The sequence below is a fragment of the Vibrio alfacsensis genome (genome assembly GCF_019670485.1).
Classification (GTDB): Bacteria; Pseudomonadota; Gammaproteobacteria; order Enterobacterales; family Vibrionaceae; genus Vibrio; species Vibrio alfacsensis.
The window spans coordinates 2,587,277-2,607,943 of record NZ_AP024165.1 but is presented as its reverse complement, the minus strand read 5'-3'; the positions used below and the strand labels follow the sequence as shown (position 1 = coordinate 2,607,943).

The window sequence follows — 20,667 nt, the reverse complement described above, 5'->3', positions numbered from 1 at the left end:
AGATTTCACGTTGTGGCGTTAAGGAGCTTCTGGTATATTTTCGTCCCGTCCAGAAGCACTCCATTTCCCTCATTCAACCAATTTCAGGTTAAACATGACGACAAATTACATTTTTGTTACTGGCGGGGTTGTATCCTCTCTAGGTAAAGGTATTGCAGCAGCATCTCTTGCGGCTATTCTAGAAGCTCGTGGTCTTAAAGTGACTATGATGAAGCTTGACCCTTACATCAACGTTGATCCAGGCACTATGAGCCCAACTCAACACGGTGAAGTGTTCGTTACGGAAGATGGCGCAGAGACTGACCTTGACCTTGGTCACTACGAGCGTTTCATCCGCACTAAGATGACCAAGCGTAACAACTTCACTGCTGGTCGTGTTTACGCAGACGTACTTCGTAAAGAACGTCGCGGTGATTACCTAGGTGCAACCATTCAGGTTATCCCTCACATCACTAACGCTATCAAAGACCGTGTAATTGCAGGCTCTGAAGGCCATGATGTTGCTATCGTTGAAGTGGGTGGCACAGTTGGTGATATTGAATCACTACCATTCATGGAAGCGATTCGTCAGCTTGCTGTAGAGCTAGGCCGTGAACGCGCAATGTTCATGCACCTAACACTCGTTCCTTACCTAGCAGCTGCAGGTGAAGTGAAAACGAAACCAACTCAGCACTCTGTTAAAGAGTTGCTATCTATCGGTATCCAACCAGATATTCTTGTTTGTCGCTCAGATCGTATGATCCCAGCGAACGAACGTAAGAAAATTGCGCTTTTCTGTAACGTACAAGAAAAAGCAGTTATCTCAATGAAAGACGTAGATTCTATCTACAAGATCCCTCAGTTAATCAAAGCTCAAGGTCTAGATGATCTTGTGTGTGCTCGCTTTGGTATCAATGCGCCAGAAGCTGATCTGTCTGAGTGGGAACAAGTAATTTACGAAGAAGCGAACCCAACTGGTGAAGTAACTATCGGTATGGTCGGTAAATACATCGAACTACCTGATGCATACAAATCAGTAAACGAAGCACTGAAACACGCAGGTCTTAAGAACCGTCTGAATGTTAAGATTCAGTACGTTGATTCTCAAGATGTAGAGAACAAAGGCACTGAGATCCTAGAGGGTCTAGACGCAATCCTTGTTCCTGGTGGCTTCGGCGATCGTGGTATCGAAGGTAAGATTCGCGCAGCACAATACGCTCGTGAAAATAATGTACCTTACCTAGGTATTTGTTTGGGTATGCAAGTGGCACTGATTGAATACGCGCGCAACGTAGCGGGTATGGAAGGTGCACATTCAACAGAATTTAACAAAGACACGAAGTACCCTGTGGTAGGTTTGATCACTGAATGGGTTGATGGCGAAGGTAAAGTTGAAGAACGTACCGAAAAATCTGACCTTGGTGGTACTATGCGTCTTGGTTCACAGCTGTGTCATCTAGAAAAAGGTACAAAAGCTCGTGAACTATACGGCAACGCGACAATCCATGAGCGTCACCGTCACCGTTATGAAGTGAACAACAATCTTCGTCCGCAAATCGAAAAAGCGGGTCTGAAAGTATCAGGCCTATCTGCAGACAAGAAACTGGTAGAAGTAATTGAGAACCCAGCTCACCCATGGTTCGTAGCGGCTCAATTCCACCCAGAGTTCACGTCAACTCCGCGTGATGGTCACCCATTGTTCGCAGGTTTCGTGAAAGCAGCTGGTGAATACCAGCGCGGCGATTTCGAGAAGTAAGTAAGGAATACGGGCAGTAACGTAAGCTGTGTTGCTGCCTTTAATTTTGACATTATATATTCAACGAGAAGGAAACATTCAATGTCTAAGATCGTTAAAGTTCTAGGTCGTGAAATCATCGACTCACGTGGTAACCCAACTGTAGAAGCTGAAGTACACCTAGAAGGCGGTTTCGTAGGTATGGCGGCAGCTCCATCTGGCGCATCTACTGGTTCTCGCGAAGCTCTTGAGCTACGTGACGGTGACAAATCACGTTTCCTAGGTAAAGGTGTTCTTAAAGCTATTGAAGCTGTAAACGGCCCAATCGCTGAAGCTCTAGTTGGTAAAGACGCTAAAGACCAAGCTGCAATCGACGCAGTGATGATCGAACTAGACGGTACTGAAAACAAATCTAAATTCGGTGCTAACGCTATCCTAGCGGTTTCTCTAGCAAACGCTAAAGCAGCAGCTGCTGCTAAAGGCATGCCTCTATACGAGCACATCGCTGAATTAAACGGTACTGCTGGTCAGTTCTCTATGCCTCTACCAATGATGAACATCATCAACGGTGGTGAGCACGCTGACAACAACGTTGACATCCAAGAGTTCATGATCCAACCAGTTGGTGCTAAGACTCTTAAAGAAGCTCTACGTATCGGTGCAGAAGTATTCCACAACCTAGCTAAAGTTCTTAAGTCTAAAGGCTACAGCACTGCAGTTGGTGACGAAGGTGGTTTCGCTCCAAACCTTAAGTCTAACGCTGAAGCGCTAGAAGTTATCGCAGAAGCTGTTGCAGCTGCTGGTTACGAACTAGGTAAAGACGTGACTCTAGCTATGGACTGTGCAGCATCTGAGTTCTTCGACAAAGAAGCTGGCATCTACAACATGAAAGGCGAAGGTAAAACTTTCACTTCTGAAGAGTTCAACCACTACCTAGCTGACCTAGCTAGCAAGTTCCCAATCGTTTCTATCGAAGACGGTCTAGACGAGTCTGATTGGGCTGGCTTCAAGCACCAAACTGAACTACTAGGTGACAAGCTTCAACTAGTTGGTGACGACCTATTCGTTACTAACACTAAGATCCTAGCTGAAGGTATCGAGAAAGGCATCGCTAACTCTATCCTAATCAAGTTCAACCAAATCGGTTCTCTAACTGAGACTCTAGCTGCAATCAAGATGGCTAAAGACGCAGGTTACACAGCTGTAATCTCTCACCGTTCAGGCGAAACTGAAGATGCAACTATCGCTGACCTAGCAGTAGGTACAGCTGCAGGTCAAATCAAGACTGGTTCTATGAGCCGTTCTGACCGTGTTGCTAAGTACAACCAACTAATCCGTATCGAGGAAGCTCTAGGTGAGCGCGCTCCTTTCAACGGTCTTAAAGAAGTGAAAGGTCAAGCTTAATTCTTAATTGAATTAATCGCTTAACTTAAAGCTTTTAAAACACCCTGCTTCGGCGGGGTGTTTTTTTATCTGTTTTTTTATGATGAATGAAGGCTCATGGTGGGCACTTTCCTCTTCCCCTCTAATGATGGCAAAGAAACGGTCTTAAAGAAGTTAAAGGCCCATCATACCGATCTATCAGTAATGCACGAACGCTTCAAAAAACATCTCGATTGTGTAGAGTGTTTTGTTTTTGATTTAGGAAGAGATACTGAGTTATCTTCTTCTCCCCTAGAGGCAACTTCGCATTTGTGCTATATATGTCTCCTTATTAACCCCCTCCGGAACAGAATGTTAGCTGCGATATGCGAATCTTTGTAATAGCCCTTACGTTACTGTTTGGCTGGCTTCAATATACCCTTTGGTTTGGCAAAAACGGGGTATCAGATTACTACACAGTAGAGAATGAGATTGAAGTTCAACAGCAAGTGAACAGTAAGCTTCAAGCCCGCAATAATGAAATGTTTGCTGAGATCGATGATTTGAGACAAGGTCTAGATGCGATTGAAGAGCGCGCTCGCCATGAGCTTGGGTTAGTCAAAGATGGCGAAACGTTCTATCGGATGATTGGTGAGGAAAAGTAATTTGATGTCTAGTTGCTCATCGTCTTATGTAGCCATCGTTCCTGCGGCTGGAGTTGGTAGCCGCATGAAAGCCGATCGCCCTAAACAGTATTTGTTGATTGCTGACAAAACGGTTCTTGAACACACTGTAGAGAAACTCCTTTCTCACCCCAAAATTTCTAAGGTTGTTGTCGCGATTACTGATGGCGACCCATACTACCCTGAGTTGCCGATTGCTCATCATCCAGACGTGATTCGAGTCGCGGGTGGCAAAGAAAGGGCGGACTCTGTGCTATCAGGGCTAAACTATGTAGATACACAGCTTGAGTGTGATTGGGTATTGGTACACGATGCCGCAAGACCTTGTGTTTCAATTTCCGATATTGACCGTTTGATTGCGGTTTGTAGTCAACATCCAACTGGTGGCATCCTTGCATCTCCAGTCAGAGATACAATGAAGCGAGCGAACGCAGCACAAGATATTGACCATACGGTAGACAGAGAAGCACTGTGGCATGCACTGACCCCACAAATGTTTCAAACTCAACAGCTTACTCGAGCATTGGCTGACGCATTAAAACAAGGTGTAACCATTACAGACGAAGCCTCTGCGATAGAATGGTTAGGTGAGAAGCCAGCACTGGTCCAAGGGAATGCGAACAATATAAAAATCACTCAGCCAGAAGATCTCGCGTTAGCCGAGTTTTATCTAAGCCGTGAGCGCGGCGAGTAAAGAAAGGATAGAAAATGATTCGAATTGGTCATGGTTTCGACGTACATAAATTTGGTGGCGAAGGCCCAGTGATTATTGGTGGCGTGGCCATTCCTTATGAACAAGGCCTCATTGCGCACTCAGATGGTGATGTCGCGCTTCATGCATTAAGCGATGCGCTATTGGGCGCGATTGCTGCTGGCGATATTGGCCGTCATTTCCCTGATACCGATGATAAGTGGAAAGGTGCAAACAGTCGTGAATTGTTGAAAGACGTCTACCGCCGAGTTAAAGAACAAGGCTACCGATTGGGTAACGCAGATGTGACCATTATGGCTCAAGCGCCAAAAATGGCACCGCACATTGATGCAATGTGCGCCGCTATTGCCGAAGATTTGGAAACCGACATTAGTAATATCAATGTAAAAGCAACGACGACAGAACGTCTTGGTTTTACTGGACGCAAAGAAGGCATTGCAACGGAAGCAGTTGTACTTCTCTTTAAGCAATAACCTAGCAATTTGCTCCTAAGAGCTGCAGTAGCAGCGGAAAAAGATCATGTCAGACATTTTATCATCATTCGCTTACCTAACTGGTAAGCCTGTAGCATCAGCAAAAATTAAAGCACAACCAGAGCATTTCCAAGTACGTGAAGACCTTGGCTTTGCCTTTACTGGTGAAGGTGAGCACCTGATGGTGCGTATTCGTAAAACCGGAGAAAATACCAGCTTTGTTGCAAACGAATTAGCAAAAGCTTGTGGCGTGAAGTCGAAAGACGTTAGCTGGGCCGGTCTTAAAGATCGCCACGCAGTGACCGAGCAATGGTTAAGTGTTCACCTACCAAAAGGTGAGACACCAGATTTTTCTGAGTTCTTGGCGCAATATCCGAGCATTGAAATTATTGCCACAGATCGTCACAACAAAAAGTTACGTCCAGGTGACCTAGTAGGGAACGAGTTTGTGGTTACCTTGTCTGAGGTGAGTGACGTGGCCGATGTTGAGCAACGTCTTGAAAAAGTGAAACAAGTTGGTGTGCCAAACTACTTTGGCAGCCAGCGTTTTGGTAACGATGGCAACAACCTTGAAGAAGCGCGTCGATGGGGGCGTGAAAACGTTCGTACACGTAATCAAAACAAACGCAGCATGTACTTATCTGCTGCGCGCTCTTGGATCTTCAACCATATTGTTTCTGCTCGTTTAGAGAATGGTGTATTTGATAAATTCATCGATGGTGATATTGCACAGACCCAATCTGGCACTCAACTCATTGATGCAAGCAACATTGCAGAGCTACAAGCTCAACTGATGCAAGGTGAGGTCTCTATTACAGCTGCACTTGCTGGCGATAATGCGCTGCCTACCCAAAGTGATGCGCTGGTATTAGAGCAACCGTTTTTAGATGAAGAACCTGATTTAATGGCGTTGATCCGTGGTAACCGAATGCGTCATGACCGACGTGATATTGCGCTTAAGCCGCAAGACTTAACTTGGACGGTTGATGGAAACAACATCACGTTGACATTCTCACTTGACGCAGGTTCATTTGCTACCTCAATCGTGCGAGAGTTGGTTAACGAAGAAAAAGTAGAAAGAGAGTATTAATGAAACCTGACTCACTTGACGCAAAGCCTTTAAGAGTTTTACTCAGCAATGATGACGGCGTTCATGCTCAAGGCATTCATGCTCTTGCTGATGAGTTAAAAGCCATTGCAGAAGTGACCATTGTCGCACCGGATCGAAATCGTTCTGGTGCGTCCAATTCGCTGACATTAGAGCAGCCATTGCGCGTAACAGAGATTGCCGATAGAACATACTCAGTTCAGGGCACGCCAACAGACTGTGTGCATTTTGCGCTTAATGAGCTAATGAAAGATGATCTGCCCGATCTTGTGTTATCTGGCATTAATCATGGCGCTAACCTTGGGGATGATGTGCTGTATTCTGGTACGGTTGCCGCAGCGATGGAAGGTCACTTTCTTGGTGTGCAGGCCATTGCGTTTTCGCTCGTCGGCAAACAGAATTTCCAATCAGCAGCAAAAATAGCACGTCGATTGGTTGAACAACATTTGCAGCGTCCTATTCCAACCAATCGATTATTGAACGTGAACATACCAGATCTCTCACTCGATGAACTTGGTGAAATAGAAGTGACTCGTCTAGGTGCTCGCCACCACGCTGAAAGTATGATTAAACAGAAAGATCCACGCGGTCATGACATTTATTGGTTGGGGCCTCCAGGCAAAGAGCAAGATGCTGGTCTGGGGACAGACTTTAATGCGATTGAACAGGGGCGAGTATCTATTACCCCATTGCAAGTCGATCTCACCGCTCATGAATCATTGCGAGCAATGGATAGTTGGTTAAAGGAAGAGAAATAATGAGTAACCCACATGCTGACCGGTTGATAGCATTTCTTATCTCCAGTGGCATTACGGATCAACGTGTATTGGATGCCATCTATCGATTACCCCGAGAAAGTTTTGTCTCGCAAGCGATGATGCATCAAGCTTACGATAACAACGCATTACCCATTGGTCAGGGGCAAACTATTTCTCAGCCTTACATTGTGGCAAAGATGACAGAGTTACTTGAACTTAAGCGGGAGAGTAACGTTTTGGAAATTGGCACTGGATCAGGCTATCAAACCGCAGTGCTTGCTCAGATTGTTGAGCATGTATACTCGGTAGAGCGTATCAAGTCTTTACAATGGGACGCAAAGCGACGCCTAAAACAACTGGATATCTACAATGTTTCAACGAAGCATGGAGACGGTTGGCTAGGCTGGGAAGCGAGGGGACCATTTGATGCCATTATCGTTACCGCAGCGGCAGAAAGCATTCCCCAAGCACTGTTAGCTCAGCTTAACGACGGTGGAAAAATGGTTATCCCTGTTGGTGAAGAAGAACAGCAATTATTAAAAATAGAACGAAAAGGTGAACAGTATCTTTCTACCGTTGTGGAAATGGTAAGATTTGTACCACTCGTTGCAGGTGATTTGGCTTAAGGGTTTTACACTAGGTGAATAGTTTATTACGTCGTTTTTCTATTATCTGCTTACTCGCTGCAGGACTTATTGGTTGTGCAGCGCACTCACCTGCGCCGGTTTCTAGTCTCAATAAAGATTATTCTAGCGTTGAACGAGGCAGTTATAGAGGCAGTTACTATGAAGTAAAGAAAGGAGATACGCTTTATTTTATAGCCTACGTCACAGATAGAGATGTAAAAGAACTAGTTCGTTACAATGATTTGACAGCACCTTACACGATCTTTCCTGGCCAAAAACTAAAACTTTGGGCTCCGAAATATGTCTCCCCTAAATTTGGGCATAAAGTGGAACCCGTTGTTGTTCCTGTAGTTGCAAAGGAACCTGCACCAGTGAGCAAGTCAACTACGGTTGCGAAGTCGTCGAATTCAAGTAAAAGCTCTACTCAACAGCCTATGAAGACGACGGCCAATGTCGTAAAAAAACAGCCGCCAAAGACGGTTGAACAATCCAAATCAAAGGAGTATGTTGGTACAAAAGTTAACCAAAATGTCAAACCAAAGCCGCCAGTGACCACCGCGAAGAATGATAAAGTATCAAAGTGGTTGTGGCCGACAAAAGGGAGAGTAATTAGTAACTTCTCAGCGGGAGAACAGGGAAATAAAGGCATTGATATCGCAGGGCAGCGGGGTCAATCCATTGTTTCAACCGCTCCAGGCACAGTGGTCTACTCGGGTAATGCGCTACGAGGTTATGGCAATCTTATTATAGTGAAGCATAACGATAATTATTTAAGCGCATACGCACACAATGACAGACTGCTGGTGTCAGAAGGACAAAGTGTTACAGGCGGGCAAAAGATTGCAACTATGGGTAGTTCAGGATCTAAATCCGTCAAACTGCACTTTGAAATTCGCTATCAAGGTAAATCAGTCAATCCTAAACGCTATTTGCCTTAAAACTTTGAACAACAACTTGCGAAATCATTTAGCGACATATTGAGTTGTAATGTCTTGCTAACTCGCCAGGGGGAGGCGTTATGAGTATCAGCAACACAGTAACCAAAGTTGAAGAGTTCGGTTATGACAAAACGGCAGTGCAAAGCACAGCAAGCGAACTTGAAAAAACTCCGTCTAAAGAAACTAAAACGGTTGTACGCGAAGAGCTTGACGCGAGCAACAAAAGCCTAGATGCCACACAGCTGTATCTTGGCGAGATAGGTTTCTCTCCGCTACTTACTGCAGAAGAAGAAGTACTCTATGCTCGTCGCGCGCTTCGAGGCGATGAAGCTGCGCGCAAACGAATGAACGAGAGTAACTTGCGTCTTGTGGTTAAAATTTCTCGTCGATATAGCAATCGTGGTTTAGCGCTGCTCGATCTTATTGAAGAAGGTAATCTTGGTTTGATCCGTGCGGTAGAGAAGTTTGACCCAGAGCGCGGGTTTCGTTTTTCTACTTATGCGACATGGTGGATCCGTCAAACTATCGAACGCGCATTGATGAACCAAACTCGCACGATTCGCCTACCAATTCATGTTGTGAAAGAGCTAAACATTTATCTGCGCACCGCGCGCGAACTCTCTCAAAAGCTCGATCATGAACCAACGGCAGAAGAAATTGCCGCACAGTTGGATATCCCTGTTGAAGATGTCAGTAAGATGCTGCGTCTGAACGAACGTATTAGTTCGGTTGATACACCGATTGGTGGGGATGGAGAAAAGGCTCTCCTCGACATTATCCCAGATGTAAGCAACTCTGATCCGGAAGTATCAACGCAAGATGATGACATTAAGTCTTCATTGATCCATTGGCTAGAAGAGCTGAATCCAAAACAGAAAGAAGTGCTAGCACGTCGTTTTGGTCTGCTTGGCTATGAGCCATCAACACTTGAAGAAGTGGGACGTGAGATTGGTTTAACGCGTGAGCGTGTTCGTCAGATACAAGTTGAAGGTTTGCGTCGATTACGCGAGATTTTGATCAAACAAGGTCTGAATATGGAAAACCTATTCAACGTAGAAGACGACTAAAAATAGACACCTCAAGTAGAGGCGAGTTTAGAACAAACAAAGGCTATGGGGGACCATAGCCTTTTTGCGTTTTACTGTATTTTTGCGTTTTACTAGATAACTTCAGAAGCTAGAGCATCTTCTTCAAGCGGTAAAGTTCTTCCAGTGCCTGACGCGGCGTTAAGTCGTCAGGATCGATGTTCGACAGAGCTTGCTCTACATCACTTGGCTCTGGGATCAGGCTTAATTGATTCGCTACATCTACCGCGCTAGGGCGCGGAGAGTCTTTGCCTTGGCCTAATTGCTCAAGCTGAGAGAGCTTCATACGAGCGTTTTTTATCACTGGTTTCGGAACGCCCGCTAAACCAGCAACGGCTAGACCATAAGACTTGCTTGCTGCACCTTCTTGAACTGCGTGCATAAAGGCAATGCTGTCACCATGTTCAACCGCATCAAGGTGAACGTTGGCTAGGTTTGGCAGTAGGTTTGGTAGCTCAGTCAATTCGAAGTAGTGGGTCGCAAACAGCGTCATTGCACCAATCTGTGTGGCAAGCCATTCAGCACTTGCCCACGCCAAAGAAAGACCGTCATAAGTACTGGTACCGCGACCGATTTCATCCATTAGCACCAAGCTGTTTTTGGTAGCGTTATGAAGAATGTTTGCTGTTTCGGTCATCTCCACCATGAAAGTAGAGCGACCAGATGCTAAATCATCAGACGCACCGATACGGGTAAAGATGCGATCCAAAGATCCGATATGAGCTGATTCTGCAGGTACGTATGAACCAATGTGAGCCATCAAAGCGATCAACGCAGTCTGGCGCATGTAGGTCGATTTACCACCCATGTTTGGACCGGTGATGATCAGCATCTTACGGTTTGAGCTAAGCTCGATTGGGTTTGCGATAAAAGGTTCGCTCGTTACTTGCTCTACGACCGGATGACGACCTGCTTGAATGGTGATGCCCGCTTCTTTGTCTAACGTTGGGCGGCAGTAATCAAGTGAATCGGCACGTTCGGCTAGGTTTTGTAGTACGTCTAACTGAGAAATCGCCGAAGCAAGGTTTTGCATCTTCTCAAGATTTGGCATCAACAGATCAAATAGCTCTTCCCACAGTTTTTTCTCAACTGCTAGCGCTTTCGATTTAGAGTTTAGTACCTTATCTTCATGCTCTTTCAGTTCAGGGATGATGTAGCGTTCAGCGTTTTTCAGCGTTTGTCGACGCACATAGTGTGGTGGAACAAGATGGCTTTGGCCACGGCTGACTTGAATGAAGAAACCGTGTACGGCGTTGTAACCAACTTTTAGCGTATCGATACCATGACGCTCACGTTCATCCGCTTCGAGTTTTTCCAGATACTCGGTTGCACCATCTGCGAGTTTTCGCCATTCGTCGAGCTCAGCATTATAGCCCTCAGCAATCACGCCACCCTCGCGAATAACCACTGGCGGGTTTTCTTTAATTGCTCGCTCTAACAAATCACAAACATCGTCTATTGGAGCGGCGAATTGAGCCAACTTAACCAAGTATGGATGTGCTAGGGAAGAAGTAATCGATTCAAGCTCAGGCAGCTGTTGCATCGCATGGCGCAGACGGGCCATATCGCGAGGACGTGCAGATCGAAGCGCCAAACGAGCAAGGATACGTTCAATATCACCAATCTGCTTGAAGATAGGCTGAATGTCGCTGAACAAGCTTTGATCTTTGATCTCACCAATTGCATCTAGGCGATTATTCAACGTATCTACACAGCGCATTGGTTGGTGCAACCAACGCTTTAGCATCCGACTACCCATTGGCGTTGAACAGTGGTCCAAAACTGCTGCGAGAGTATTGTCTGTACCACCAGATAAGTTTTGAGTGAGTTCAAGGTTACGTCGCGTCGAAGCGTCGAGAATGACGGAGTGATCTTGACGGTCGTAGGTCAATGAACGAATGTGCGGCAGGGCAGTACGCTGGGTGTCTTTTACATATTGGATCAAACAACCAGCGGCGCATAACCCAAGGTTGGCTTTTTCTACGCCAAAGCCAACGAGATCTCGTGTTCCGAATTGCTGATTTAATTGTTGTTTGGCGGTATCGAGTTCAAATTCCCATACTGGGCGACGACGATTACCATTTCGGCTCGACATCAAGTGAACCGCTTCAAAATCTTCTGGGAACAAAAGCTCACGTGGTGCAGTACGTTGAAGTTCTGCTGCCATTGCTTCTTCAGTTTCAGGCTCAACCAACTGGAAGCGACCCGAAGTTACATCCAATGTCGCGTAACCGAATTTACCGTTATGTTGGTAAATGGCGGCAATCAGGTTGTCGATGCGCTCAGATAACAGCGCTTCATCAGTTACAGTACCTGGTGTAACAATGCGTACGACTTTACGTTCAACCGGGCCTTTACTTGTCGCGGGATCGCCGATCTGTTCACAGATCGCGACAGATTCCCCTAGCTGAACAAGTTTTGCTAAATACCCCTCAACCGCATGGAATGGAACACCAGCCATTGGGATAGGCTCACCTGCCGACGCACCGCGTTTGGTCAACGAAATATCCAGCAATTGAGATGCACGCTTCGCATCATCGTAGAAGAGTTCGTAGAAGTCGCCCATGCGGTAAAACAGCAAGATTTCAGGGTTCTCAGCCTTTAGCTTGAGATATTGCTGCATCATCGGAGTGTGTTTTTGTTCAGCTTTCACAGGTAAGTACTTTTGTTTATTTCCGTAGCGGCTTAGGATACGTGAAACCCTATCAAGTAAAAAGAGACAAAGGGCATTTTGACGATGGAAAGAACCACAAAATTGAGTGCAGATTTAGGGGCGTTGCTGACTAAGTATTCTCACGTGCTAACCACGGCAGAATCGTGTACTGGCGGTGGGGTTGCCACTGCGATTACCGATATTGCAGGTAGTTCAGCTTGGTTAGATCGTGCATTCGTGACTTACAGCAATGAAGCAAAAATAGAAATGCTGGGTGTGCAAGCTTCAACATTAGAAGCCTATGGTGCTGTGAGCGAACCTGTTGTGATTGAAATGGTTCATGGTGCGTTGAAAAACTCGAATGCAACGATCGGGGTCTCGATCAGTGGGATCGCTGGGCCAAGTGGCGGCAGTATAGAGAAACCCGTAGGGACGGTCTGTTTTGCTTTCGCTGACAATCAAAGTTGGCAACTGGTTGAAACTATGTATTTTACTGGTGATCGTGCACAAGTTCGCAAAAAAGCAGTGGAACATGCACTGACTCAGCTGCATCAGCATCTTAGTTAAAATTTCTCAATTTGCCTTAGCCCAACGTTGATAAGGGCTAGAGCAAATCGTTGCTTTGTGTAAGCCAATTTTTTTTCATACAGGTATAGACACTGTATGAATCAACAGTATAATAACTTTCATTGCTGAGCAGTTATTCTGCTTAAGAAAAATGAATTACGATTCATCGCCCAAAGAAGATGAATAAATCGGAGAAAGTAATGGACGAGAACAAACAGAAAGCGCTCGCCGCTGCGCTAGGTCAAATTGAAAAGCAATTCGGTAAAGGCTCTATCATGCGTCTTGGCGACAACCGCACAATGGACGTAGAAACCATTTCAACGGGTTCTCTTTCTCTTGATATCGCTTTGGGTGCTGGTGGCCTGCCAATGGGTCGTATCGTAGAAATCTACGGTCCAGAATCTTCAGGTAAAACAACATTAACACTAGAGCTTATTGCCGCCGCGCAACGTGAAGGTAAAACTTGTGCGTTTATCGATGCAGAGCACGCGCTAGACCCGGTATACGCGAAGAAGCTTGGTGTTGATATCGACGCACTGTTAGTTTCTCAGCCAGATACGGGTGAGCAAGCTCTAGAGATCTGTGACGCACTGGCACGTTCTGGTGCTATCGACGTTATGGTTGTCGATTCAGTAGCCGCACTGACACCAAAAGCAGAAATTGAAGGTGAAATGGGCGATAGCCACATGGGCCTTCAAGCTCGTATGCTTTCTCAAGCAATGCGTAAGCTAACGGGTAACCTAAAACAGTCTAACTGTATGTGTATCTTCATCAACCAGATTCGTATGAAGATTGGTGTGATGTTCGGTAACCCAGAGACAACTACAGGTGGTAACGCACTTAAGTTCTACGCTTCTGTTCGCCTAGATATTCGCCGTACTGGTGCAATCAAAGAAGGTGATGAGGTTGTTGGTAACGAAACTCGCATCAAAGTGGTTAAGAACAAGATTGCTGCCCCGTTTAAAGAAGCAAACACGCAAATCATGTACGGTCAGGGTTTCAACCGCGAAGGTGAATTGATCGACCTAGGCGTGAAGCACAAGCTAGTTGAAAAAGCAGGTGCTTGGTACAGTTACAATGGCGATAAGATTGGTCAAGGTAAAGCGAACGCTTGTAACTACCTACGCGAAAACCCTGAGATTGCTAAGACTATCGATACCAAACTTCGTGAAATGTTGCTTTCTCCGGCACTCCCTGATGCGCCAGAATCAGATGAAAAATCAGAGCAAGAAGAGTTTTAATCTTCTGATTGAATCATATTGAACAAAGCCCTGCTATGCGGGGCTTTGTTGTATCTGCTGAAATCAAAGTAGAAAAAACAAAGGGCAGATTTATATCAATTAGGGTAGGCAAACGATCAGAACTCGCGCCCTTAGCAAGCTAGAGTGAACGATTATTTACTACGATTGTTATAGAGTCTGTATAGCAAAAACAGTTTTAGGATCATCATGTACCAAAAGCGTCAAGCGCCGACTCTATCTAGCAAAGAAGCGGCTATCCAATTATTGAGCCGTCGAGACCATGGACAATACGAGTTATACCAAAAGTTGGCTCTAAAGGGTTATGAAGAGACAGACATCGACGCGGCCATTAATTTTTGTCTCGACCATCATTATTTGGATGACCTGCGTTATGCCAAAAGCCAAGTACGTCAGCATGTTTATAAAGGTCACGGCGAGCGCCGCATTCGTCAAGAACTTAATCAAAAACGTGTCGCGGAATCGATCATTGATATGGCGATGGCAGAAGAGCCGCAGGACTGGTTTGAATTAGCAAGAATGGCAGCTGAGAAGAAATTTAAAGGAATCAAAGCCAAAGACCAGAAAGAGTACGCTAAACAGGTGCGATTTATGCAATATCGTGGCTACAGTTTTGACCAAATCAGCTATGCACTGAGCTTTGAGGACGAAGATTAGCGATGAATGGTTCACGCTGATTTTTGTTTTGCTTCAAATTTTTTCTTCTAGCTCCTCTTTTCCGCAAGAAAACTAGTCGTAGCTGATTGCATGATCTACAATACGGCAAAATTCTAACTCGACTATTTTCAGGAAGAGCTGCATGTACATGAGCACTGATGAGGTTCGTAACGCGTTCCTCAAGTTCTTTGAAAGCAAAGGACACCAAATCGTAGAAAGTTCATCGTTAGTTCCACATAACGACCCAACACTGCTGTTCACAAACGCAGGTATGAACCAATTTAAAGATTGCTTCCTAGGCTTGGAAAAACGCGCCTACACTCGAGCAACTACGGCTCAACGTTGTGTACGTGCTGGTGGTAAGCACAATGACCTGGAAAACGTTGGTTTCACAGCTCGTCACCACACGTTCTTTGAAATGCTAGGCAACTTCAGCTTTGGCGATTACTTCAAAGAAGACGCCATTGCTTTCGCTTGGGAATTCCTAACAGAAACGCTTAAGCTGCCAGCAGACCGTCTACTAGTAACAATTTACGAAACAGATGACGAAGCATTCGATATCTGGAACCAAAAAGTAGGTGTTCCTGCAGACCGAATTATCCGCATTGGCGATAAGAAAGGTGGTAAGCCATTCGAGTCAGATAACTTCTGGCAAATGGGTGACACTGGTCCTTGTGGTCCATGTACTGAAATCTTCTATGATCACGGTGAGCACATCTGGGGTGGTCGCCCTGGTACTCCTGAAGAAGATGGTGACCGTTTCATCGAGATCTGGAACAACGTCTTCATGCAGTTCAACCGTCATGCTGATGGCACGATGGAGCCGCTACCAAAACCGTCTGTAGATACCGGTATGGGTATTGAGCGTATCTCTGCGATCATGCAGGGCGTTCACTCTAACTACGAAATCGACGTGTTCCAAGCGCTGATCAAAGCAGCAGCTGAAACGATTGGCTATGAAGACCTATCAAACCAATCGCTACGCGTTATTGCTGACCACATCCGTTCATGTTCATTCCTGATCGTTGATGGAGTTATGCCTTCAAACGAAGGTCGTGGTTACGTTCTACGTCGTATCATCCGTCGTGCAGTTCGTCACGGTAACAAGCTGGGCGCACAAGGTGCATTCTTCCATAAATTGGTTGGTGTACTAGCTGACATCATGGGTACGGCTGGCGAAGAGCTGAAGCGTCAACAAGCTGTGGTTGAAAAAGTATTGCGTATCGAAGAAGAAAACTTCGGTCGTACACTTGAACGCGGTATGGCGATTCTAAATGAAGCGTTAGATAACATTTCTTCGCAAGGAACCGACGGTAAAGTACTCGACGGCGAAACCGTCTTCAAACTTTACGACACTTACGGCTTCCCAGCTGATTTAACTAACGACGTTGCACGTGAGCGTGAGTTCGCTATCGACGAAGAAGGTTTCGAGAAAGCGATGGAAGAGCAGCGTCAACGTGCGCGTGAAGCTGGTAACTTCGGTACTGACTACAACGCGGCAATCAAAGTTGATACGCAAACAGAATTCTGTGGTTACACAGGGACTAAGGGCTCTAGCTCGGTAGCAGCGATGTTCGTTGAAGGCAACGAAGTAGAGTCACTATCTGCAGGCGACAAAGCCATCATCGTACTGGGTGAAACACCTTTCTACGCTGAGTCAGGCGGTCAATGTGGTGACGCTGGTGAAATCCGTACTGAGTTTGGTGTGTTCCGTGTAGAAGACACGCATAAACTAGGCAATGCGATTGCGCACCACGGTGTGATGGCGGAAGGCGTTCTAGCGAAAGGTGATGAAGTTGCAACGATCGTTGACGCTGAGCGTCGCGCAGCTATATCTCTAAACCACTCAGCAACGCACTTGCTGCATGCAGCACTTCGCCAATTGCTTGGTGAGCACGTTACGCAGAAAGGCTCGCTAGTAAAAGCTGACGGCCTGCGTTTTGACTTTTCTCACCTAGAAGCAGTAACGGCGGCAGAACTAAAAGAAGTTGAGCGCCTAGTGAATGCTCAAATTCGTCGCAACCATAAGATTGAAACCAATGTGATGGACATTGAGTCTGCTAAGAAGAAAGGCGCAATGGCATTGTTTGGTGAGAAGTACGATGACGAAGTTCGCGTACTATCAATGGGCGACTTCTCAACAGAGCTTTGTGGTGGTATCCACGCATCTAACACAGGTGATATTGGCCTATTCAAGATCGTCTCTGAAGGCGGTATTGCAGCAGGTATTCGTCGTATCGAAGCGGTAACGGGTGAAGGTGCGCTAGACGCAATCGAAGCTCAAGCGGCTAAGTACGAAGAGAAACTGGCTGAATCAGCACAGAAAGCGAAATCTCTAGAGAAAGAAATCCAAAAACTGAAAGACAAGATGGCTGCAGCAGAAAGCGCAAACATCATGGGTAAAGTTCAGGATATCAACGGTACTAAAGTACTGATCGCAGCTCTAGAAGGCGCGGATAACAAGAACCTACGTACTATGGTTGATGACATCAAAAACCAAGTAGGCAGCGGCGTTATCCTTCTTGCAAACGTGAATGACGATAAGATCGGCTTGATCGCTGGTGTGACGAAAGACCTAATCGGCAAAGTGAAAGCGGGTGACCTAGTTAAGATGGTTGCTGAGCAAGTTGGCGGTAAAGGCGGTGGTCGCCCAGATATGGCGCAAGCGGGTGGTACAGATGTTGCTGCACTACCGCAAGCGATTCAGTCTGTTCAGCCTTGGTTAGAAGAACGTCTATAATCATTTAAACATAATTTACGCTCAATCAAGCTTGTTTGATTGAGCGTAATTTTTTTTTGGAACCAAGTGGTTTAATTGACGTTATCTTGACCAAGTTACCGATGTGATTTGGTTTTTGTTGCAACGACTGCTTATATCATTAGCTCAATAGAGTATGAGTAGTCTGAATGAGACTTTGATCTTGGGAAGGTGAAAACAGGTGAAAAAGCCCCTTATCGTGCAAAAATTTGGTGGAACCTCAGTCGGTTCAATTGAAAGAATCCATCAGGTTGCAGAACACATCATTAAAGCAAAGAATGATGGAAATCAAGTTGTCGTTGTTGTATCTGCTATGTCAGGTGAAACAAATCGCTTGATGGATCTCGCGATGCAAGTAGATAGCGTTCCAACAGCTCGTGAGCTTGATGTATTACTAGCGGCTGGCGAGCAGGTTTCTATGGCACTGTTGGCGATGGCTCTCAATAAGCTAGGCTGTGCGGCACGCTCACTCACCGGAGCTCAAGCAAACATTGTGACGGATAATCATCATAATGAAGCTACGATTACTCACATTGATACAACCGCAATTTTGGAACTGCTTGAGCAAGACCAAATTGTTATCGTTGCGGGCTTCCAAGGTGTGAATGAAAATGGGGATATCACCACATTGGGGCGGGGCGGTTCGGATACGAGTGCCGTCACATTGGCAGGTGCATTGAACGCGGATGAATGCCAAATTTTTACCGACGTTGATGGGATTTATACTTGTGATCCGCGAGTTGTAGAAAACGCGCAAAAAATGCCAGTGATTGACTTTCCATCAATGGAAGCAATGGCGAGTCGTGGCGCGAAAGTCCTACACTTACCCTCTGTTCAGTATGCGTGGAAAAACAACGTTCCTTTACGCGTACTGTCAACATTTGATGTCAATGAAGGTAGCTTAGTTAAAGGTGAATCTGGTCATCATGCGATCTCTGGTATCGCAATCCAACGAGATCTTGCCTTTATTGAAGTTGATAATGAACATTTATCTAGCGTGACAAAACAATGTCAAATGTTAGGAATCGACATTTGGAATGTGATCGATGAAACAGAACGAACAGGTATCATGATAAAACAAGATGCATGTGCCAAGTTGGATCTGGTGTTCAGCGACAAAATCCGTAATAGTGAAGTGGTAAGCATGCTTACTGCAGTCGGGTTAGAAGCCAATGGAATGGTAGAACATGCTCGTGATTTGTTAGCACAGCGAGATATTATCGTCAATTTCTGTGCAGTAGAAGCACTCACTATGATGCTGGTCTTATCTCCTGAAAATGTGGACTCAGCAGCAAATATTCTTCATGATGCTTACATTTCATCCAGTGAAGTATTGAAGATTCAGCAAAAACATGCCTTTTTAGGCTAATTTTCCGTAACAAGGTAGTTTACGAAAATATAACTTTTGTTGGATAATAGCTTAGTAGCAAGAAAATTTAGAGATTACTCAAGGAGCAAAGAATGCTAATTTTGACTCGCCGTGTAGGCGAAACACTTATGATTGGTGATGAAGTTACTGTAACTGTACTAGGTGTTAAAGGTAACCAAGTGCGTATCGGTGTTAACGCTCCGAAAGAGGTTTCTGTTCACCGTGAAGAAATCTACATGCGCATTCAAGCTGAAAAGGGCAATGGAAACGTTGCTTCAGGTAACTACTAAGCCGCTCCTAGATATAGAGCTTAGTTTGAATGTAAAAGGCTAGCCAATGGGCTAGCCTTTTTGGTTTCTGGTTTTGCAATTTGTGAACTAAGAGCGATATTTTGGGTTTGGGTAGCTCCTCGATCTAAGCGCCAAGAAACTGAAAGCGGTTTGGCCTAGATAATTTTTAATAGAATTTCGTTGAATTGTGCTATTCACAGATACTTGGGAATTAATGTTATTTTTTAAGAGAAGACTCTCTTTTTTTCATCACAATAGAGTGATAAAGTTTGTTTTATGATCACTTTGATTAAAACCTCAACGCTTAAACGTTTTTTGCGTTTTTTTTCAAAGAAAGTGTTTGACATATTTTCGGTAAAACGTAATATGTGCCTCCGCAAGACGGTGAGGTGGCCGAGAGGCTGAAGGCGCTCCCCTGCTAAGGGAGTATACGGTTTATCCCGTATCGAGGGTTCGAATCCCTCCTTCACCGCCACTCTTGCAACGTTGAGAAATCAACACAAAAAAATGTGCGTCCTTAGCTCAGCTGGATAGAGTACCTGGCTACGAACCAGGCGGTCGGAGGTTCGAATCCTCCAGGACGCGCCATATCTCTTCGGAGATATAACAATGAAAACGGTGAGGTGGCCGAGAGGCTGAAGGCGCTCCCCTGCTAAGGGAGTATACGGTTTATCCCGTATCGAGGGTTCGAATCCCTCCTTCACCGCCATTCATTGATTGGCCATTGGCCTTTTTTTTGTTTCGTAAGAAATAAAATGTGATATGCTTCACAGCTTCTTTAGCAAGAAGAATTGCGCGTCCTTAGCTCAGCTGGATAGAGTACCTGGCTACGAACCAGGCGGTCGGAGGTTCGAATCCTCCAGGACGCGCCACTATTTAATAATTCGTTTGATAAACGGGTTATACAAAGTAAAATATAAAGATTATTGCGCGTCCTTAGCTCAGCTGGATAGAGTACCTGGCTACGAACCAGGCGGTCGGAGGTTCGAATCCTCCAGGACGCGCCACTCTTTAGGGTTTCTTCTTACACGATAGGAATCCTGATATTGATACTTGTTACTAAACAAGGTTGATGTCGAAAACTGCGCGTCCTTAGCTCAGCTGGATAGAGTACCTGGCTACGAACCAGGCGGTCGGAGGTTCGAATCCTCCAGGACGCGCCACTCTTTAGGGTTTCTTCTTATACGATAGGAATCCTGATATTGATACTTGTTGTTAAACAAGGTTGATGTCGAAAACTGCGCGTCCTTAGCTCAGCTGGATAGAGTACCTGGCTACGAACCAGGCGGTCGGAGGTTCGAATCCTCCAGGACGCGCCACTCTTTAGGGTTTCTTCTTACACGATAGGAATCCTGATGTTGATACTTGTTGTTAAACAAGGTTGATATCGAAAACTGCGCGTCCTTAGCTCAGCTGGATAGAGTACCTGGCTACGAACCAGGCGGTCGGAGGTTCGAATCCTCCAGGACGCGCCACTCTTTAGGGTTTCTTCTTACACGATAGGAATCCTGATGTTGATACTTGTTGTTAAACAAGGTTGATATCGAAAACTGCGCGTCCTTAGCTCAGCTGGATAGAGTACCTGGCTACGAACCAGGCGGTCGGAGGTTCGAATCCTCCAGGACGCGCCACTCTTTAGGGTTTCTTCTTACACG

At 45.5% G+C, this 20,667-nt stretch carries 17 protein-coding genes and 9 tRNA genes; 25 read left to right on the top strand and 1 reads right to left on the bottom strand.

The features are described from left to right. Window positions 1-94: 94 nt before the first annotated feature. From VA249_RS11935 to rpoS, 10 genes are all read left to right on the top strand, one after another. Window positions 95-1,735 carry a CTP synthase gene (locus VA249_RS11935; protein ID WP_221068118.1) on the top strand — a complete coding sequence of 547 codons (1,641 nt, stop codon included), beginning with the start codon at window positions 95-97 and terminating at the stop codon, window positions 1,733-1,735. An 81-nt stretch (window positions 1,736-1,816) separates the two neighbouring features. Continuing rightward, window positions 1,817-3,118, top strand: a complete 1,302-nt coding sequence (eno, locus tag VA249_RS11930; protein WP_211915973.1) for a phosphopyruvate hydratase — start codon at window positions 1,817-1,819, stop codon at window positions 3,116-3,118. A gap of 344 nt (window positions 3,119-3,462) precedes the next feature. Continuing rightward, the gene (ftsB, locus tag VA249_RS11925; RefSeq protein ID WP_128810181.1) at window positions 3,463-3,741 is read left to right on the top strand and encodes a cell division protein FtsB; all 279 of its coding nucleotides are present in this window, start codon (window positions 3,463-3,465) and stop codon (window positions 3,739-3,741) included. Window positions 3,742-3,745: 4 nt separating this feature from the next. Further along, the gene (ispD, locus tag VA249_RS11920; RefSeq protein WP_221068117.1) at window positions 3,746-4,453 is read left to right on the top strand and encodes a 2-C-methyl-D-erythritol 4-phosphate cytidylyltransferase; all 708 of its coding nucleotides are present in this window, start codon (window positions 3,746-3,748) and stop codon (window positions 4,451-4,453) included. 14 nt (window positions 4,454-4,467) lie between these two features. Further along, on the top strand, window positions 4,468-4,944 hold the full coding sequence (gene ispF, locus VA249_RS11915) for a 2-C-methyl-D-erythritol 2,4-cyclodiphosphate synthase (RefSeq protein WP_025622860.1): 477 nt from the start codon (window positions 4,468-4,470) through the stop codon (window positions 4,942-4,944). 46 nt (window positions 4,945-4,990) lie between these two features. Further along, window positions 4,991-6,034, top strand: coding sequence for a tRNA pseudouridine(13) synthase TruD (truD, locus tag VA249_RS11910; protein WP_221068116.1), 1,044 nt, complete (start codon window positions 4,991-4,993; stop codon window positions 6,032-6,034). After that, entirely contained in the window at window positions 6,034-6,810 is a 777-nt protein-coding gene (surE, locus tag VA249_RS11905) for a 5'/3'-nucleotidase SurE (protein ID WP_221068115.1), read from the top strand. Before truD ends, surE begins: the two co-directional genes overlap by 1 nt. Continuing rightward, complete coding sequence (locus VA249_RS11900; RefSeq protein ID WP_221068114.1) at window positions 6,810-7,436, top strand: protein-L-isoaspartate(D-aspartate) O-methyltransferase; 627 nt, start codon at window positions 6,810-6,812, stop codon at window positions 7,434-7,436. The genes surE and VA249_RS11900 overlap by 1 nt, the downstream gene beginning before the upstream one ends. Before the next feature lie 14 nt (window positions 7,437-7,450). Beyond that, complete coding sequence (locus tag VA249_RS11895; RefSeq protein WP_221068113.1) at window positions 7,451-8,374, top strand: peptidoglycan DD-metalloendopeptidase family protein; 924 nt, start codon at window positions 7,451-7,453, stop codon at window positions 8,372-8,374. 80 nt (window positions 8,375-8,454) lie between these two features. After that, window positions 8,455-9,441: an RNA polymerase sigma factor RpoS gene (gene rpoS, locus VA249_RS11890; RefSeq protein WP_221068112.1), complete on the top strand. Its 987-nt coding sequence runs from the start codon at window positions 8,455-8,457 to the stop codon at window positions 9,439-9,441. Between the two features lie 109 nt (window positions 9,442-9,550). Here the strand turns inward: rpoS and mutS are convergent, their stop codons facing one another. Further along, on the bottom strand, window positions 9,551-12,112 hold the full coding sequence (gene mutS / locus VA249_RS11885; RefSeq protein WP_221068111.1) for a DNA mismatch repair protein MutS: 2,562 nt from the start codon (window positions 12,110-12,112) through the stop codon (window positions 9,551-9,553). Window positions 12,113-12,196: 84 nt separating this feature from the next. On the opposite strand from mutS, the gene pncC reads away from it, so the two are divergent. The 15 genes from pncC to VA249_RS11810 all read left to right on the top strand — a co-directional run bounded on the left by pncC (window position 12,197) and on the right by VA249_RS11810 (window position 20,643). After that, entirely contained in the window at window positions 12,197-12,679 is a 483-nt protein-coding gene (gene pncC, locus VA249_RS11880) for a nicotinamide-nucleotide amidase (protein WP_221068110.1), read from the top strand. A 200-nt stretch (window positions 12,680-12,879) separates the two neighbouring features. Then, entirely contained in the window at window positions 12,880-13,920 is a 1,041-nt protein-coding gene (gene recA / locus VA249_RS11875) for a recombinase RecA (protein ID WP_221068109.1), read from the top strand. 207 nt (window positions 13,921-14,127) lie between these two features. Further along, a complete protein-coding gene (gene recX, locus VA249_RS11870; protein WP_221068108.1) occupies window positions 14,128-14,595 on the top strand; it encodes a recombination regulator RecX in 468 nt (155 codons plus the stop codon). 142 nt (window positions 14,596-14,737) lie between these two features. After that, window positions 14,738-17,335: an alanine--tRNA ligase gene (gene alaS / locus VA249_RS11865; protein WP_221068107.1), complete on the top strand. Its 2,598-nt coding sequence runs from the start codon at window positions 14,738-14,740 to the stop codon at window positions 17,333-17,335. Between the two features lie 199 nt (window positions 17,336-17,534). Continuing rightward, window positions 17,535-18,722, top strand: a complete 1,188-nt coding sequence (locus VA249_RS11860) for an aspartate kinase (protein WP_221068106.1) — start codon at window positions 17,535-17,537, stop codon at window positions 18,720-18,722. A gap of 92 nt (window positions 18,723-18,814) precedes the next feature. Beyond that, the gene (gene csrA / locus VA249_RS11855; RefSeq protein WP_004415691.1) at window positions 18,815-19,012 is read left to right on the top strand and encodes a carbon storage regulator CsrA; all 198 of its coding nucleotides are present in this window, start codon (window positions 18,815-18,817) and stop codon (window positions 19,010-19,012) included. A 383-nt stretch (window positions 19,013-19,395) separates the two neighbouring features. Then, window positions 19,396-19,487 (top strand) — tRNA-Ser (locus VA249_RS11850). Between the two features lie 36 nt (window positions 19,488-19,523). Beyond that, a tRNA-Arg gene (locus VA249_RS11845) sits at window positions 19,524-19,600 on the top strand. Window positions 19,601-19,629: 29 nt separating this feature from the next. Continuing rightward, window positions 19,630-19,721, top strand: a tRNA-Ser gene (locus VA249_RS11840). A gap of 86 nt (window positions 19,722-19,807) precedes the next feature. After that, window positions 19,808-19,884, top strand: a tRNA-Arg gene (locus VA249_RS11835). A 58-nt stretch (window positions 19,885-19,942) separates the two neighbouring features. Next, window positions 19,943-20,019: transfer RNA gene (locus VA249_RS11830), tRNA-Arg, on the top strand. A gap of 79 nt (window positions 20,020-20,098) precedes the next feature. After that, a tRNA-Arg gene (locus VA249_RS11825) sits at window positions 20,099-20,175 on the top strand. 79 nt (window positions 20,176-20,254) lie between these two features. Continuing rightward, window positions 20,255-20,331: transfer RNA gene (locus VA249_RS11820), tRNA-Arg, on the top strand. Between the two features lie 79 nt (window positions 20,332-20,410). Next, a tRNA-Arg gene (locus VA249_RS11815) sits at window positions 20,411-20,487 on the top strand. A 79-nt stretch (window positions 20,488-20,566) separates the two neighbouring features. Then, a tRNA-Arg gene (locus VA249_RS11810) sits at window positions 20,567-20,643 on the top strand. Window positions 20,644-20,667 lie beyond the last annotated feature (24 nt).

Coding starts and splice junctions, on each gene's coding strand:
- surE (WP_221068115.1), top strand. CDS start 6,034: ATGAAACCTGACTCACTTGACGCAAAGCCTTTAAGAGTTTTACTCAGC.
- ispF (WP_025622860.1), top strand. CDS start 4,468: ATGATTCGAATTGGTCATGGTTTCGACGTACATAAATTTGGTGGCGAA.
- recA (WP_221068109.1), top strand. CDS start 12,880: ATGGACGAGAACAAACAGAAAGCGCTCGCCGCTGCGCTAGGTCAAATT.
- ftsB (WP_128810181.1), top strand. CDS start 3,463: ATGCGAATCTTTGTAATAGCCCTTACGTTACTGTTTGGCTGGCTTCAA.
- csrA (WP_004415691.1), top strand. CDS start 18,815: ATGCTAATTTTGACTCGCCGTGTAGGCGAAACACTTATGATTGGTGAT.
- recX (WP_221068108.1), top strand. CDS start 14,128: ATGTACCAAAAGCGTCAAGCGCCGACTCTATCTAGCAAAGAAGCGGCT.
- rpoS (WP_221068112.1), top strand. CDS start 8,455: ATGAGTATCAGCAACACAGTAACCAAAGTTGAAGAGTTCGGTTATGAC.
- VA249_RS11900 (WP_221068114.1), top strand. CDS start 6,810: ATGAGTAACCCACATGCTGACCGGTTGATAGCATTTCTTATCTCCAGT.
- alaS (WP_221068107.1), top strand. CDS start 14,738: ATGTACATGAGCACTGATGAGGTTCGTAACGCGTTCCTCAAGTTCTTT.
- ispD (WP_221068117.1), top strand. CDS start 3,746: ATGTCTAGTTGCTCATCGTCTTATGTAGCCATCGTTCCTGCGGCTGGA.
- pncC (WP_221068110.1), top strand. CDS start 12,197: ATGGAAAGAACCACAAAATTGAGTGCAGATTTAGGGGCGTTGCTGACT.
- truD (WP_221068116.1), top strand. CDS start 4,991: ATGTCAGACATTTTATCATCATTCGCTTACCTAACTGGTAAGCCTGTA.
- eno (WP_211915973.1), top strand. CDS start 1,817: ATGTCTAAGATCGTTAAAGTTCTAGGTCGTGAAATCATCGACTCACGT.
- VA249_RS11935 (WP_221068118.1), top strand. CDS start 95: ATGACGACAAATTACATTTTTGTTACTGGCGGGGTTGTATCCTCTCTA.